The sequence below is a fragment of the Chromobacterium piscinae genome, from assembly GCF_021129175.1.
Lineage (GTDB): Bacteria > Pseudomonadota > Gammaproteobacteria > Burkholderiales > Chromobacteriaceae > Chromobacterium > Chromobacterium piscinae.
In genome coordinates this window covers 1-15,072 of record NZ_JAJOHV010000063.1, presented here as the reverse complement: position 1 = coordinate 15,072, position 15,072 = coordinate 1, and the positions used below count along the sequence as shown (strand labels likewise).

The 15,072-nt window shown below is 60.8% G+C and carries 8 protein-coding genes; all 8 read left to right on the top strand.

Going from position 1 to position 15,072, the window contains the following annotated elements; all coding sequences use genetic code 11:
* Positions 1-170 precede the first annotated feature (170 nt).
* Positions 171-1,481, top strand: a complete 1,311-nt coding sequence (locus LQR33_RS16370) for a Wadjet anti-phage system protein JetA family protein (protein WP_231469739.1) — start codon at positions 171-173, stop codon at positions 1,479-1,481.
* Positions 1,478-2,149 (top strand): DUF4194 domain-containing protein, encoded by a 672-nt coding sequence (locus LQR33_RS16365; protein WP_231469737.1) that lies wholly within the window; start codon positions 1,478-1,480, stop codon positions 2,147-2,149. Before LQR33_RS16370 ends, LQR33_RS16365 begins: the two co-directional genes overlap by 4 nt.
* Positions 2,146-5,778 carry an SbcC/MukB-like Walker B domain-containing protein gene (locus tag LQR33_RS16360; RefSeq protein ID WP_231469735.1) on the top strand — a complete coding sequence of 1,211 codons (3,633 nt, stop codon included), beginning with the start codon at positions 2,146-2,148 and terminating at the stop codon, positions 5,776-5,778. Before LQR33_RS16365 ends, LQR33_RS16360 begins: the two co-directional genes overlap by 4 nt.
* Positions 5,775-6,920 carry a Wadjet anti-phage system protein JetD domain-containing protein gene (locus LQR33_RS16355; protein WP_231469733.1) on the top strand — a complete coding sequence of 382 codons (1,146 nt, stop codon included), beginning with the start codon at positions 5,775-5,777 and terminating at the stop codon, positions 6,918-6,920. Before LQR33_RS16360 ends, LQR33_RS16355 begins: the two co-directional genes overlap by 4 nt.
* Before the next feature lie 115 nt (positions 6,921-7,035).
* Complete coding sequence (locus LQR33_RS16350; protein ID WP_231469731.1) at positions 7,036-11,595, top strand: AAA domain-containing protein; 4,560 nt, start codon at positions 7,036-7,038, stop codon at positions 11,593-11,595.
* Positions 11,596-11,665: 70 nt separating this feature from the next.
* Positions 11,666-12,760, top strand: coding sequence for a DUF4236 domain-containing protein (locus tag LQR33_RS16345; protein ID WP_231469728.1), 1,095 nt, complete (start codon positions 11,666-11,668; stop codon positions 12,758-12,760).
* Between the two features lie 441 nt (positions 12,761-13,201).
* A complete protein-coding gene (locus LQR33_RS16340) occupies positions 13,202-14,302 on the top strand; it encodes a hypothetical protein (protein WP_231469726.1) in 1,101 nt (366 codons plus the stop codon).
* Positions 14,303-14,892: 590 nt separating this feature from the next.
* Positions 14,893-15,072 (top strand): hypothetical protein (locus tag LQR33_RS16335; RefSeq protein WP_231469724.1); only part of this gene is annotated, 180 nt, incomplete at its 3' end.

Genomic DNA, 15,072 nt, shown 5'->3' with positions numbered 1-15,072 from the left:
CATCAGCCTTGATACCGTCTGACCTGTTGCCGGAATCCATGACTCCACCAGCGGGTCATCCTGTGTTCTTTGAGGCTGAGCGTCAGCGGTTCTTCCGTCCCCTGAACAACTCCCGCCGGGAGCTTGTGGCTGCTTGCCTGCGGGCACTCTATGACCGACTGCACGGCCCCATGGCCGACTATGCCCACAACCTCACGCGGGACGCGCTGCGTGAGCTCCTGCTGCCGGTCGTTCAGCAGTACCAAAACGTCAAGGCGCAAGAGGGGAGCGACGATGAGCTGAGCGGTGCGGAGGCCGATGACCCGCAGGCGCTCGTCGGCATGGTCATCCGGGCACTGCTGACCGACGCTTGGCTGGAGCAGTTCGCCGACCGCACCGGTCTCGTCACGGCCTTCCGATTCTCTCGGCCTGGGAAGCTGTTCGCGGAGGCTCTCTGGTCGTTGGACCGCCCGAGCCGCAGCCGGCAACGGAACATGCGGGGCTGTCGCAATGCGCTGGAAGCGGCACTGTCCGACCGAGGTGACGCGCACGACCTAGTCGACGCTTACGAGTACGCCGAGAAAGTCATCGAGGACTTGACCGATGGCATCGACTACTTCCAGGAGCTGGTCCGGCACCTGATGCAGACCGCCTCGGTGCAAACGCAATGGAGCGAGTTCGTCGAGTTCCTGGACCGCTTCCAGCGTGACTATTCCAAGCAGCTCACTGCCGATAACGCAACGCTTAACCGGCAGGCCATTGTGCAGAAGCTGGAGCGGCTTCGCCTCGTCCCCGAGGCCAAGTTCAAGCGGATGGACGAACAGCTGCGAGACGTCGCCCATTGGGCCGTGAAGGAACACGTGGGCACGTCCGTCTATGACTGGCTCCTGACCCGCATCGAAGACATCGTTGATGCGGCGTGCCAGTCGAAGCAGCCTGGCTTCCTGAAGGCCATGGAGACTTACCTCAAGCGGGTCAATGGCTTGGCGCTGCAGTCGATGATGCTGCGCGCAGGCCAGACCCGGCATGCCTACCTCGCTGCGATTCAGCAGGTCGCGGAGGCCCCCAAGGAACAACAGGACCTGCTGCTCGCGCACATGGGGCAGTTCCTGGCACCGGCGGAGGTACGGTTGCTGGACCCTGCGAGTTTCAAGCTCCGGACAGCCGCTCAGCGCCGCAAGGCTGTCACGATTTCCGTTCGGCCGCGGCCCTCTCGCGAAGAGCGCCTGGCCGCCGCCATGGCCCGCGCCGAGGCGGAGGCCTTCTCCATCCCCAACGAAGAGGTTGCCCAGCTGCTTCGGAGCGACCTGCGCATCTTTCAGCATCCCATTCGCGTTTCAGCTCTCCCAACGGCCACCGCCCGCGACACCCTCCGTGCCATGCAGGCCGTGGAGGCGGTTCGAAGCGAGGTTGGCGCAGACCTGTCCATCAAGAAGCTACCTACCCGCTTGGAGAATGAGCTCTACAGCGGCAACGACTACGAGATTGACCTCAAAAAATGAGCCTCCTGTCGCACATCAACGAACAACTCGCGCTTGCCAACATCAAGCCAGACCGGTTTCGGGAAATCATCAACCGTCTGATGGCCTACGGTGCCATCGTGCGCGAGGAGGACCGGGTTGAGCAGCTGCTGTATGACGACGCAAGGCGAGCCGAGGGTCTTCTGGAGGACTACTTCGACATCGCTGGCTTCCGTTTGCACCACGACAGCAATAACCAGTTCTATCGCCTCTACGTTGCGGGCGCCGTAGTCGATGGGCTGCCGGAGGACATCCTGGAGCCGACGCCATCGCTGCGGGCCCGGGTGTCTCCCGACTTCGTTGCGATGGCCCTTGCCCTGCGCTTCCTTTACCAGAACAAGCTCAACATGGGCGACATCCAGCCGCAGGGCGAAGCGCTGGTGAACTTCGAAGAAATCGCGGCCACCATGCAGACGCAATTGAAGCGTCCTCTGCCGAGCGGCATGGGCGACAAGATGGCCTTGCTGGCCGAGTTGAAGCGGCATCGCCTGCTCAGCTACACGGCCGAGTTTTCGATTTCGGATGAAGACGCGCTGCTCGCTATCCGGCCAACCATCCTGGGCATCGTGTCCAACGACGCTCTGAGCGCAGCTCTGGAAGCAGAAGGCGTGGTTGACCAAGAAACGTCCGTCGAGGAGACCGACCAATGAAGCTCGACCGCTTGGTGCTTGTGAACTGGGGACAGCTGCAGCCCGGAAACTACGAGCTGGGAAACATGACGCTGCTCACTGGCCCAACGGGTGCGGGCAAGTCGACGATGCTCGATGGTCTTCAAACCATCATGACGGCAGCCTACCAAGGCATCGTGGCCTACAACCCTGGCCAAGAGGAGGTCCAGCAAAATCATCGCCGTGGCAAGTCCAAGCGCACCCTTGAATCCTTCGTGGTCGGCGCCGAGTACAGCCTCTTCTCTCGGCCGGCAGGTGCTCAGGGCTACCTCGCAGCGGTCTTTCGTCCGGGTCCCGAGGACGGTTCTGCCAAGATGTTCACTGCGCTCGTAGCAGCCTCGGCACGCGTGGACGGCTCAGGAGAGCGGCGAGACGCTAAGCTGGAGCGTCTCGTCCTGGTCATCGTCGACGACGCTGCGCTGTCGGTCGAACAGTTCTTTGAGGACATGGACCAAGGTATCTGTGTGCCGGTCGAAGACATCGTTAAGCGACTAAAGGCCAAGTACCCAAAGGTCATTACCTACGACGACCACAAGCGAGACTACCTCAGTGGCCTCTACGGCCGGTTCCGCGGGCGCGTGTCCATTCCCTGGGACGAGGCTCAGAACGCGGCCCGGGCATGGTCGCAGTCGATTGCCTACAAACCCATCGGTTCGGTGCACGACCTGGTTCGCGACGACATTCTGGAGTTCGACGGCAAGCAGCTGCAGGAGAGCATCGCTCGCATCAGTGACCTGATGCGCCAGGTGACGAACCTGAAGGTTGAAGGCAAACGCATCGAAGCGACTGTCACTCGACTTCGCGAGCTTAAGGAAGTCATTGGCAAGACGACGGCCACCTTCGAAGAGCAGGTTCAATATGATTTGCTCCTAGCCAAAATGCAGCTGGCCGCCGACGAAGAGCGCATCGCTTCGGAGCGGGAGAAAATCAAGGACGACAGAGCGCTGGTCGACCAGCACGAGCTCAAGGCCAAGACCGAAGCACAGTTGAAGCACAACGTTGATAGCGCCCGCATTAATATCGCAGCGAAGTTGAGCGGCATTCCGGCCCATACCGAGAAGAAGACGCTTGACGAACGCCTTGAGCGGGCGACATCGGCCGCGCGCGGTAAGCTCGCGGAGCTGCATGTAGCTCTCCTCGCCGCGGCACACATCAAGAACTCCGGCGACGCCATCGTTAAGCGGCCGGTGCCGGAACAGTTCCCGAAGCTGCGCGAGTCTGTAGATGTCGTGGCCAAGGCCCTTGCATCCACCAATGTGGACCGGCTGGCCGGGCTGCTCAATTTCGTGGTGGACGCGAACCGTGATGACGTCTTGTCAGTAGAGAAGCTGCTTCAGCTGGCCCCTGCATTTGATGGCATCGACGCCGGCTTGAGCCAGCTGCACAATTCGTTGGTTGGTACCGAGGGTAGTGTGCTTATGGCTGTTGCTGCCGAATCGGCATCGCTCGGCCAGCGCGTCGAGGCAGCGAAGAAGGAGCGCGGCGAACTGGCTGACCGCAAGCAACGACTTGCGGCCGGTGCGGGCAACTACAACCGGGACACCGTCCTCGCGCTGGAGCGCATTCGAGAGAGGCTGCCCGACGCTGGTGTCCAGGTGTTGTGCGACCTCGTCGAGCCGGTGTCCGAAGAGTGGCAAGGCGCCATTGAGGGCTACATGGACGGCGCGCGCTTCAACCTCATCGTCAAGCCAGACTGGGAAGCCCGCACGATTGACTTCCTGCAGTCCTGGGGTTCGCGCTCGAAGGTCGTTCAAGGAAAGCGATGCTTGGAGCGTGCCGACCAGTCTCGTGTGCCGGGCACTTCCATCATCCACGAGTTGCGCACCGACCACCCTATTGCGCGGGCCTACCTCATCGAGCAGTTCGGGTCTGTCGTGAAAGTGGCAGACTCTGAGGAGCTGCGGCGGACCCCGCGCGGCCTCACCAAGGATGGTAAGGGTAGCGGCGCGATGACGATGTTCATCTGCGAACGACGCGACTTTGTACTTGGTCGCAAGGCTCGTGAGCGAGCACTGCAGACCACCACCGAGAAGCTGGAAACAGTTGACCGTGACATCGAGGCGCTGGCCCAATCCCAAGGCACGTTAGATGGCTTTCGGAGAATGCTCACTTCGCTGAAGGAACCGTCCTTTGATGCGGCGCCCTTGGCGCAGCATGCCGGCGACCTGGACGCTACACGTCGGACGCTGTCGCAGCTCGACTTGACTGAAGTCGAACAGTTGAGTGTAGAGCTGGCTCGATTGGAAGAACTCATCCGAGTACATGATTTGGAAATCGAGGCGGCCAAGAAGACCGTCACGCTGGCCGAACAGCGCATCGTGGCCGCGGAGGGCACCATCAAGCGCATCAACGAGGGCCGGGACGCTCGTTTCCAAGAGCGCGAAAACCAGATTCGCCGCCTGAAGCACCTCTGTGAAGCGAACTCAGAGAAGACGTACACGGTGATGGCTCAAGAGGTGGACGACCTCATTGCGTCTCACACGTACGAAGTCCCTACCGTCCAGGCCCGGCTTACCCATCTGCGTACGCAACCCGAGAAGCTCTTGGGCGACGTGCGCGAGATGCTGGCGGAGTACAACGCTGCTGTTCGTACTGATGAACGCTTTCAGTCTGCGTTGCCGCACCTGACGGATGCGCCGTCCTTCGACCCCTACTACGGCCCCCTGGTACTGCTCGGGCGCTCGGTCAAGACGCTTCACAACGAGCTCGAGAGCATCGGCCTGTACAACAACCGCGCGAAGATTGAGGAAGCGGAACGCTCTTTCCACGACGTCTTCACCAAACAGTTCTGCGTTGAAATCAAGAGCAAGGTCGACGAAGGCGTGCGGATGCTGCGCCAGTTGAACGTCGAGCTCGAGAAGCTGAAGTTCGGCACCGACCGCTTCAACATCGACTGGTCGAAGTGGGAGCCCGAATTCCAAGAGTATTACGGCTTCTTCTCCGCCGTCGCGGAGCTGGCCGATTCGCCGGAAGCGGTGGACCTGTTCGGTGAGACGGAGCTTTCGCCTAAGCACATCGAGGTTCGTGACCGCTTGGTCAAGCTACTCCTGGACCAAGACCAGGACAAAGCAGGGCGCGAGCTGCTACGCATCGCTGACTACCGCAACTACCGACGCTACGAAATCTGGAATGACTCGGACAGCGGCGGCCGCATCGCCCTGTCGACGTGGGGCACGGGCTCGGGTGGTCAGTTGGAGACGCCTGCGTACATTGTGCGCGCCGCCGTTGTGACCAACCGCCTGCGCCTTTTCGAGAAGGGCGCCAGCCTGAAGCTTCTGGTCAGCGATGAGTCCTTCTCTCGCATGGACGAGCCGCGCGCGCGTGCAGTTCTGCGGTACCTGCGAGACAGCATGGGCCTGCAGCTGGTCAGTGCCATGCCGACGAAGCACGCCGGCGCGTTGCGGCCCGAGTTCGACCGCGAGTTCAGCTTCAGCCGAATGAACGTGCCGGATAACGGTGAGATTGACTTCGTCTCCGAGTGCGACGAGCGCATCTTCAAGAAGGACCGCATGCGCGAAGTCTGGGAAGCACAGCGTCAAGAGGTTCGTTCGCAAGCCAAGCTTCTCTTTGATGCCGCGGAGCCTGAAGAGGTCTCGGGAGCCTCGAAATGAAGGAGGAACTTCTTTGGTTGCAGTCGGCGCCCGTTCAGCAGCTGCTGAACCTGCTCGTGGACCGACTCGATTCGGCCGAGCAGCGGGGTAGCGCCAGGGCGCAGTCCGTCGCTCTTGGTGAGCGAACCTGGCCAGCCCTCTACAAGGCTCAGCGCGAATCCGAGAAGGAAGACCTCTGGAGTCATGCCGTCGAGTTGGTGCGTTGGGGATGGCTTGCGGTCAAGCCGGATGGCGCTCTCCATTCGCGTTCGGGCTATTCCTACTCGCCTCGCGTCACGGTTGCCAACGAGGCCGAGGTGCGGAGGGCAGTTGGCCGCGCGCAGCGCGTCAAGTCCGCGGTAGAGCGTTGGCGTGAAGCGGTCCGCGAGGGGCTACATGGGTCCGACGAAGTCAAGGCGGCCGTCTCTGAGTTCTGCATCGACATGCCGGACCGGACCATGGCCGAGGTCGTCGAACGGCTGAACGGACTTCCCGCGCTCGCCGGCAAGCCCATGCTGCTTCGTGAGGTGTCGGCTCAGCTGTTCTGGGGCATGTCGAAGGTCCTAGACAAGCGGCAAGGGTTGGTCGCGGCTCTCTTGGGCGTGGATGAGTGCCCGTTTCCGGAGTCTCCTATTCAGCTGCAAGTGTTCCTGCCGCCGGCGGGCTACCGGGGCATCCTGTTCATCGAGAACCTCATGAGCTTCGAGCGAGCCCTTCGCTCGACGAGTTCGGCGTTCGACGGGCTGGCGTTGGTCTACGCGTCGGGGTTCAAGGGAAGTGCTCAGCGGCTGCGTACGCCGGATGGGTGCTCCCTCTTCTACGCGGCTCGTGGCGGCATTAGCCAGAACCTTCGGGATAGCTTCGAGGCTTGGCTCTTCGATAAAGACTCCACGCCAGTCTTCTTCTGGGGCGACCTGGACTGGTCCGGCATGCGCATCCTGTCTGCCATGCGCACAAGCTTCGCGGGCCTCACGGCCTGGGAGCCGGGCTACTCCCTGATGCTGGCAACGCTCACGGAGGGCAAGGGGCACACGCCAGAGGCGGCCGATAAGCAGGGCCAGAAGGCGCTTGGTGCCTCCGGCTGTGCCTACGCGGACGCCCACCTGCTACCCGCGCTGCAGGCCCACGGGAGGTTTGTTGACCAGGAGCAAGTCAACCCGTAGCGCCTCTCGAGGTTGGGCACAGGAGCATTGCCGCCCAACGCATCAAAATGTAACTTGCTGACCTCGCAATCCATAGACAACAACCGGACCAGCGCGTCATGAACAGGGAGGGCCGATGAGCCCAAACAGCTTGCTGAACAAACTCCTAGACTACGTCCTGGAGCAAGACAAAGAAATCGACCCTCGTGGCTTCAAGCTGCAGGGCTACAAGGGCTTTCTGAAGGGGAGGCCTGACCTCCAAGGACTCCCGGGCGTTGATTTCGACATTAAGCTGGATGGTGACCACATCTGGATGCGCGTGGCACGGCTGGAGGCGAAGGCTCCGCCGGCTCTGCCCGCGGAACAGTGGAAGGGAGTCATCGTCGTCAGCGACAACCCGGAAGGTGCCGCACCACGGATTGACGAGACCACACTCAAGAGCCGCATCTTGGCAGAAAGCCAGACCAAGTCCGCAGAGCAGCGGCCCTTGGTCGAAGCTCGGTGGCGGTCGTCGTCCCAACAAGTTTTGGCGCAGTACGCGCCCTTGTGGGCGGCCTGGGCTGCGGGTGAGATTCCGCGCCGCAAGACGATTTCCCTCTACGGCGACCTGTTCGCCATCAAGCACCAGCTGGAATCCGAAGAGACCGCCAAGCCGCACGAGCTGGTTTGGGGTGTTGGTGTTGCTGCCTGGAAGCTCAACTATGCGGAACGCTTCGGCAGTACCCCGGTGGACTTCCAGTACCCGCTTCTGACCCAGGCCATGGAGCTGGCCTTGGACGAGACTACGCTTGCCATCGCGCTGCGCCCCCGGTCCGTTGACCCTCGCTTCGAGTTTGATGCGTTTGCTGCGTGCTTGCTTCCGAGCACCGCGGACGTCGAGCGTGCCGCCCGTGAGGCCCTCGCCAAAGGTGCCGACCGCCCCGTGACTCCGTTCGACCCGGGCAGCTACGAGCATCTCCTGAAGCTGGTCGCCGGGAACCTGCATGAGAAGGGCCGGTTCGTGAACGGCATCGAAGCGTTCCCGACGCCGACCGACGAACTGGTGGTCAGCGACAGCTGGGTGGTTCTTTCGCGCCCTCGGCCGAACAACTATCTGCACGAAGACATCGAGCGCCTGAAGCGGCGTCTTGCCGACAACTGCGAGATTCCGCTCGGCCCATTGGCCTTGGTGACCCCTCCGTCGGACCAGCAAATGACCTACGAGCCGGTGGCCTTCCGAGGACTGTCTGGCTACACCGGCGGCGCCGGCGCGAAGGGCGAGCCGCGCGAGCTCTACTTCCCCTTGCCGTACAACCAGGAGCAGGTGACCATCGTTGAGCAACTTGAGCGCTCCGATGGCGTCGCGGTGCAAGGGCCTCCTGGCACCGGCAAGACCCACACTATCGCCAACATCGTCTGCCACTACTTAGCCACTGGGCGGAAGGTCCTCGTGACTTCGAAGGGCGAGCAAGCCCTCGAAGTCCTGCAGTCGAAGATTCCCAAGGAAGTACAGCCGCTGACGGTTGCTCTGCTGGCAGGCGACCGCGAAGGGATGCGGCAGTTTCAGTCGTCGATTGAAGCCATCATCCACAACGTCTCGCAGCTGAACCCTGAGGTCGTCCGGGAGCAGATTCGTACCTTCCAGAGCGCCATCGAGCGGGCGCACGTGGAGCTCGCTGCCATCGACCGCCGTGTCGATGAAATCGCCCAGTCGCAGCTGTCCGACGTCGAAGTCGATGGCGTCCCGATGCGAGCCCAGAAGATGGCCGAGCTTGTGCTCCACGGCAATGAGCAGCATGGCTGGTTCGACGACACCATTTCTCTTGTTCCAGAGAATGCCCCGCCGCTGACTGGCGAACAGGCCGCAGCTCTTCGCGAAGCCAGACGGCGCCTCGGACAGGATTTGGTCTACGTTTCTGCGCGTACCCCCTCGAGCTCAGGGCTGCTACCGGCCGCCGATGTTGGCCAGCTGCACCAGGCGCTGGTGGACATGCGGGAAATCGAAGAGACCGAAGCTCAGGGTCGCTTGCTTGCCCTTCGCTCCTCGACACCGGATGTGCTTGATGGCGCGCGCAGCCTCCTGCCCCTTGTGGCGCAGGCTCAAGAGCTCGCCCATGAGCTTGAAGCGACCGGCGAGGTCTGGACAGACCAGCTTCGTAAGAAGTGTGGCCTGCCAACGTTCCAAAGCGAGCGTGAAGCCTTGGAGGCGCTTGTCGGCGAGGTCGAAGCCCTTACCGAAGCGCGCGCCGCGTTCCTGAAGCGTCCCGTTGAGGCGCCCGAGGAAGCCTTGGTCTCGGTCAAGACCCGCGAGGCCATTACGCGGGGTGCGAGCACGGGCAAGCCGTTCGGCATGATGGCGTTCGGGGCTGGCGCAGCGAAGGAACACGTTGCTGCTATCAAGGTTGCCGGCTTGAGCCCGGCGAGCGCAGAGGACTGGGGCCATGTGCAGCGATACGTCGAGCTTCACGCGCAAGTGCTGTCCTTTAGTGTTCGCTGGAACGAGTTCGCCGATGTGCTGTCGGTACCAGCGGTACGCGGCGGAGTCTTTGGACTGCGCAACATCGAGCTGGTCACGACCCTCGCACTGAAAGCGCACAAGCTGGCAACGCAGTTCGATGCCAAGTTGCCGGCCCATGCCGAGCGCGTTTTCGCGCAAGCGCCCGTGGCACTACTGAAGGGGTCCGCAGCGGAACTTGCGGAGGTGCAGCAGCACCTGCGTCACCATCTCACGCGCGCCGACCTGGCCAAAGCGGCCACCTCGCTCGCGACGCTCCAAGAGAAGCTCGCGGGAACCTCCGGGCCGGCCTCCGAGTCGTTGCGGGCCTTTGTCGAGAACGACCTCGGTGCTGCGCGTCTGCCGGTCGAACGTGCTGTGGCGCGGTACGCAGAGCTTGTTGGTGAGGTTCGGCGCATTGAAGGCCTGGCGCACGACCTCTCTGTGGTCAACCAGCTGGCAGACCAAGTTGAACGCGCAGGTGGGCAGAAGTTGGCCACGCGCATTCGAAGCATCCCTGTTGAGGCCTCCGGCGATGACAAGGCGATGCCGACCACCTGGCGCGACGCCTGGAACTGGGCACGGGTCAAGAACCACCTGGACACTATTGAAGCTCGCGAGGAGCTTCGAACGCTGGCTGCGCGCCGGCGGGACCTGGAAGTAGGCTTGGCTCGCCTGTATGAGGACCTCGTTTCCAAGTCGGCATGGCTATCCACAAAGCTGGGCGCCTCTCCAAAGGTTCTGTCTGCACTGGAGACCTACCGCACGGCCGTCCGGCGCATCGGCATGGGCACCGGCCCCAATGCGACTCGGCACCGTCGGGATGCTCAGAAGGCGATGAACGATGCGCAGGGTGCGGTCCCGTGCTGGGTCATGAGTCATGCCAAGGTCTCCGAAACGCTGCCGTCTCAGCTCGGGTGCTTTGACCTGGTCATCGTGGACGAGGCCAGCCAATCAGACCTGTGGGCGCTGCCTGCTGTGTTACGTGGGAAGAAGATTCTGGTCGTTGGCGACGACAAGCAGGTCTCGCCGGACGGTGGCTTCATGTCCGCGGTGCGCATCCAGGAGCTCAAGGACCGCTTCCTGTCCGACCAGCCGTTCGCCACCGTCCTGACGCCCGAGAAGTCGCTCTACGACGTCGCCTCGACGGTGTTCGCTGCCCAGAAGGTGATGCTGCGAGAGCACTTCCGGTGTGTGCCGCCCATCATTGCCTACAGCAACAGGTTCTACGACGGGTTCATCCAGCCTCTGCGCATCCCCAAGGCCTCCGAGCGCCTCGACCCGCCGCTGATTGACATCTACGTAGAAGGCGGCAAGCGCGGTGTCAAGGATGAGAACCGTCTCGAGGCCCAGGCCATAGCTGAGGAGATTGCCGCCCTAGTCTCTGACCCGAAGTTCGCGGGACGGACGCTTGGCGTCGTGTCGCTGCTGGGCCCGGACCAGGCGAAGTACATCGACACGCTGGTTCGTTCCCGCGTGAGCGCCGTGGAGCTTCTGCACCGCAAGTTCGAGTGCGGAGATGCTCGCCTGTTCCAAGGCAGCGAGCGGGACATCATGTTCCTGTCTATGGTTGTTGACCCAACAAACTGCAAGGCCTTGTCGGGTAACACCTTCGAGCAGCGATTCAACGTTGCGGCCAGCCGCGCGCGGGACCGCATGTACCTCGTTCGCTCTGTCCATCTGGCGGACCTCTCTCACGTGGATTTGCGTCGAGGGATGCTGGAGCACTTTACCAAGCCGCTGGATGGCAGCGTCGAAGAGACCAAGAGCCTCATCGAGGATTGCGAATCCGGCTTTGAGAAAGAGGTCTACACCGCATTATTCAGCCGGGGTTACCGCGTAGTGCCGCAAGTCAAGGCCGGTTCATTCCGCATTGACATGGTGGTGGAGGGGGCCGACGACAGCCGACTGGCCATCGAGTGCGATGGAGACGAGTTCCACGGCCCCGACCGGTGGGCTGCGGACATGAGCCGGCAACGGGTCCTAGAGCGGGCAGGTTGGACGTTCTGGCGCTGCTTTGCTTCGACCTGGTCGCTTCGCAAGGACGAGGTACTTCGGGACTTGCTCGACCGCCTGGCCGCAATGGGCATCGAGCCGATTGGCGCTATCGAGCGAATCCCGTCTCTCGTCGAAACTCGTACGTGGAAAGCTGGGCAGCCCGCGAACGCTGTGAACGGCGCGGCAGCTGACGCTTTGGAGGCTGCCATCGCGGCCGGTAAGTAGAACTTCAACCAACTCAATATCGTTGAAGCAGCCCTCGACTGAAGGGTACAACAGTCATCAAGGAGGACGTATGGGTCTCAGCTTTTCTCGTAGCGTGAAGTTTGGCGCAGTGCGCTTCAACTTCTCCGGTTCCGGCATTGGCATGTCGGTTGGAGTCCCGGGCCTTCGTATCGGTACCGGGCCGCGCGGCGCGTACATCAGCGGCGGCGTGGGTGGCTTCCGCTATCGCAAGAGCTTGAACGCTCGGCAACCTGCTGGGGCACAGCCTGTCGTGATGCCTGGGCGCCCGCAGGACGTGCAAGTTGTCGCCGACGCCAACATTGTCGCCACCGTCGAACATGAGACGAAGAGCGTCCTCGAACTGCGCGACTCCACCAGCGACGCGCTGCTGCAGTCAATGAACGAGCAGCGTGCCAAGCTTCCACTGTGGCCCATGGCCGCGGTTGCGGTCTTGCTGCTGTTCTACATGCTCTATCCCGTCAGCGAGACATGGCCGTCTTTCATTCGACCGATGGCCTTCGTCATTGGCGTAGGGTTGATTGGTTGGGTGTATTGGCGCGACCAGATGCGCAAGCTGACCGTGCTTTTCTATGAGCCGGACCAGGCAACTAGCGACTTGTTCGAGCGGTTGTCCGGTGCCGTCTCCCATGCCGCGGCGGCGCGCAAGCTCAAGTCCATCACCACCACGTCACGCTACGCCGATACGAAGTATTCGGCGGGAGCAAGCCAAGGTCTGAAGTTTGGTGCCGCTAGCCTCACGTTGGGCCAAGCTCCAGGGGTCGTCGCGAACATCCCTGTCCCCGTTCTGACCGCAGAGCGTACCACGTTGGCGTTTTTTCCTGACCGCGTCCTAGCCTTTCAAGGGAAGTCCGTCGGTGCCGTCGACTACGCACGCCTCCAAGGTGTCAGCGAATTCGTGCGGTACGTCGAGAGCGAGTCGGTCCCGGGCGATGCCCGCATCATCGACCAGACATGGCAGTACGTGAACAAGAAGGGTGGCCCCGACAAGCGCTTCAAGAACAACCGCCAACTTCCCATTTGTGCCTACAGCCAGTTCAACCTCTCGACGTCGGACGGTTTGGATATTCGCTTCCTCGGTTCGAAGGAGGGCGGCTTCGATGCATTGGAGCAGGCATTGGCTGCGGTTCGAGCGGCCCAGCGCTGACCCGGAGCGGGTCGCGATGTGTCAGGCTGGATACCGGGCAATGGGGTACAGAATTACTGCTCGTGATAGCAAGTTTTATCCAATTTGGTAACAGCTTTATCATTGTGCCCCGGGGGAGCTGCCATCGAAGCGGTTCTAGGCCCCCTCTCAACGATAAGTAAAACCCATATAGCCTACTACGTGCCATATGGGTCTTTTCGAGAGGCAACCCCATCAATTAGATGATGCCGGCCATGCCCCGATTGTTATTTCTTGGTCGGAGGGTTATTCCCTCGTCCGCCACCAGAGGGGTTGCCGGTACGGCTCGGCCAATTCGGGTTGTCGGAGTCGGAGTAGGTACGATTTGCCATGATGGCTTCCTTTCATGTGAAGAGTCTAAGTGGGCGTCCTGTTGGACGTACGCTATGCTCTCACCGCTTTTTCGGCTGACGGTACCGCAACATGGAAAACCTGCCTCCAGCCCCGAGTGCAGCCCCAAAACGCATTTCCGATATGACTGTTGGCGAATTTCTTACCCCGCCATTTCGGCCGGTTGAGGTTCTGCGTGCACTCGGTCCTTACGGTCGAATGCTGCACCTTGAGCCCGCTATTTCTATGGCTCCCGACCCTGAATTCCTTGTTCGACTGGTCACTGACCATGCGAGTCACCAAGCGTACATCCGGCATGAGGCAGGAAGTGATTACAAGAATCTGGAGAACCTGATTCGAGGAAAGAACAATCCCAGTCGAACGACGAAGCAGGTGTTGGCTGGTCGCCTGGGCTTTCCGATGGATTACCTCGAAAAGCTCGCAGGCAGTGCACTGGATGGCCCCTTGATACCGGACATTCTTGCTATGTTTCAGGTCCTTGAGGGGCTCCCCATGCGGGTTACTTCTGGTGTTTTGGCCATAGAAGTCCCGTGCCATCATTGTGGCAATAATCTCCTGAATGATGTGGATGCTTGGTGGTCAAGGCAAGTCCCTGGGATGAGGCCAGCGGAGTACCATTTTGCTGAGCGCCTGTTGAACGCCGTCCTTGGGGCGAGCCTAATCGAGCGCCTCATTGCAGTGTTCAAAGAACGAGCAGAGTTGTCTCTTGACCGCTTGGATGCATTGGCCAATCCGCTGCACCATCCGATTGGCAATTGGCTTTTGGAGGCCCTGGCTTCCATGTCTTGCGACTCGCTGGCAGAACTTGCAACTGCCATGCAGCTGCGAGGGGGCGTCGGTGCCTCCTTCTCACATGGTCGGTTGAAAAAATGGTCGGCCGGCCAAGACGTCATGCCACTGGAAGCCGGAGAGGCGATTGCGGAGGCTTGTGGCCAAGTTAAGAGCGGGGTGAGGCGGCTGATAGCGGCACGCGCAATTGCACTCGTTACTGACTTTGTTGCGGCCTCATGGCCCACCACCGCCCACGTCGCTGGTCGAAAGGGTGCGGGAGCCCAGGAGGTCGTACACGCTCGACTTGTGCAACTAGGCCATAATCTACAGATGGCTATCGCTGAAATGGCAGGTAAAACACCTCAGCGTTCCCGGCCTTCAGGCAATGCTGAAGCGTCTTAGATTGACTACTCCCATCAGGGAAAACAGGCTAAAATCGTCTTACTTAGTAGGCAGTTTTCTGAGTTGCCTTTCGTCCATGGTGACCACGTCTGATGGGACGGCCTGATTTTCTGCTACCTCCGCAGTTCTGCTTGAGGAGGCTACGAGCGTAAATTCTTAATTTACGCATCATGTTTTCCCATTTTATGCGGCCATGCCGACCGTAAAGCCTTGTTTGGAAAGGCTGAGGTTTCTCAAGTTATTCATCCACCTACAAGTAGGATCCCACGAAGATCTAGATTTTTCCCACTTTTCTAGATTTTTGGGATTTCACACGCAGCCTACGCCGTGAGAAAGATGGCCCCCAGGTTTGGGGGCCATTTTTATTTCTAGAGTACCACTGGATTCAAAAAACGTACTGAGCACATTAGTGCCCCAGTATTGAGAAAATCATCCAGTCCCTACCAACAACACACCTGTACTTTAGTACAGTCATGTCAACCATTACCGACAATTCGAGTTGTTGGTACCCCCTCAACATCATAGAATTCTTATCCCCTTTCAGTTCAATAACATACCCTCTTTCGAGGGTATTTTTATTTGGGAGCCTGATGGATCTGAATGCACTGCTGGCCAGCTTCGCCTCCGCCTTTGGCCAAGACCACCGGATGTTGACGCTGCAGCTTGGCTCCGGCCAGATCGCCACCGAACAGCTACTGCCGTTAAGCCTGGAGGGCGAGGAAGGCCTGTCCCGCGCCTACCGCTACACCCTCGCTTGCCTGTCGCCAGAC

Bases quoted from the DNA above. Each gene is read 5' to 3' on its own strand.
- LQR33_RS16370 (WP_231469739.1), top strand. From the start codon at position 171: ATGGCCGACTATGCCCACAACCTCACGCGGGACGCGCTGCGTGAGCTC.
- LQR33_RS16365 (WP_231469737.1), top strand. From the start codon at position 1,478: ATGAGCCTCCTGTCGCACATCAACGAACAACTCGCGCTTGCCAACATC.
- LQR33_RS16360 (WP_231469735.1), top strand. From the start codon at position 2,146: ATGAAGCTCGACCGCTTGGTGCTTGTGAACTGGGGACAGCTGCAGCCC.
- LQR33_RS16355 (WP_231469733.1), top strand. From the start codon at position 5,775: ATGAAGGAGGAACTTCTTTGGTTGCAGTCGGCGCCCGTTCAGCAGCTG.
- LQR33_RS16350 (WP_231469731.1), top strand. From the start codon at position 7,036: ATGAGCCCAAACAGCTTGCTGAACAAACTCCTAGACTACGTCCTGGAG.
- LQR33_RS16345 (WP_231469728.1), top strand. From the start codon at position 11,666: ATGGGTCTCAGCTTTTCTCGTAGCGTGAAGTTTGGCGCAGTGCGCTTC.
- LQR33_RS16340 (WP_231469726.1), top strand. From the start codon at position 13,202: ATGGAAAACCTGCCTCCAGCCCCGAGTGCAGCCCCAAAACGCATTTCC.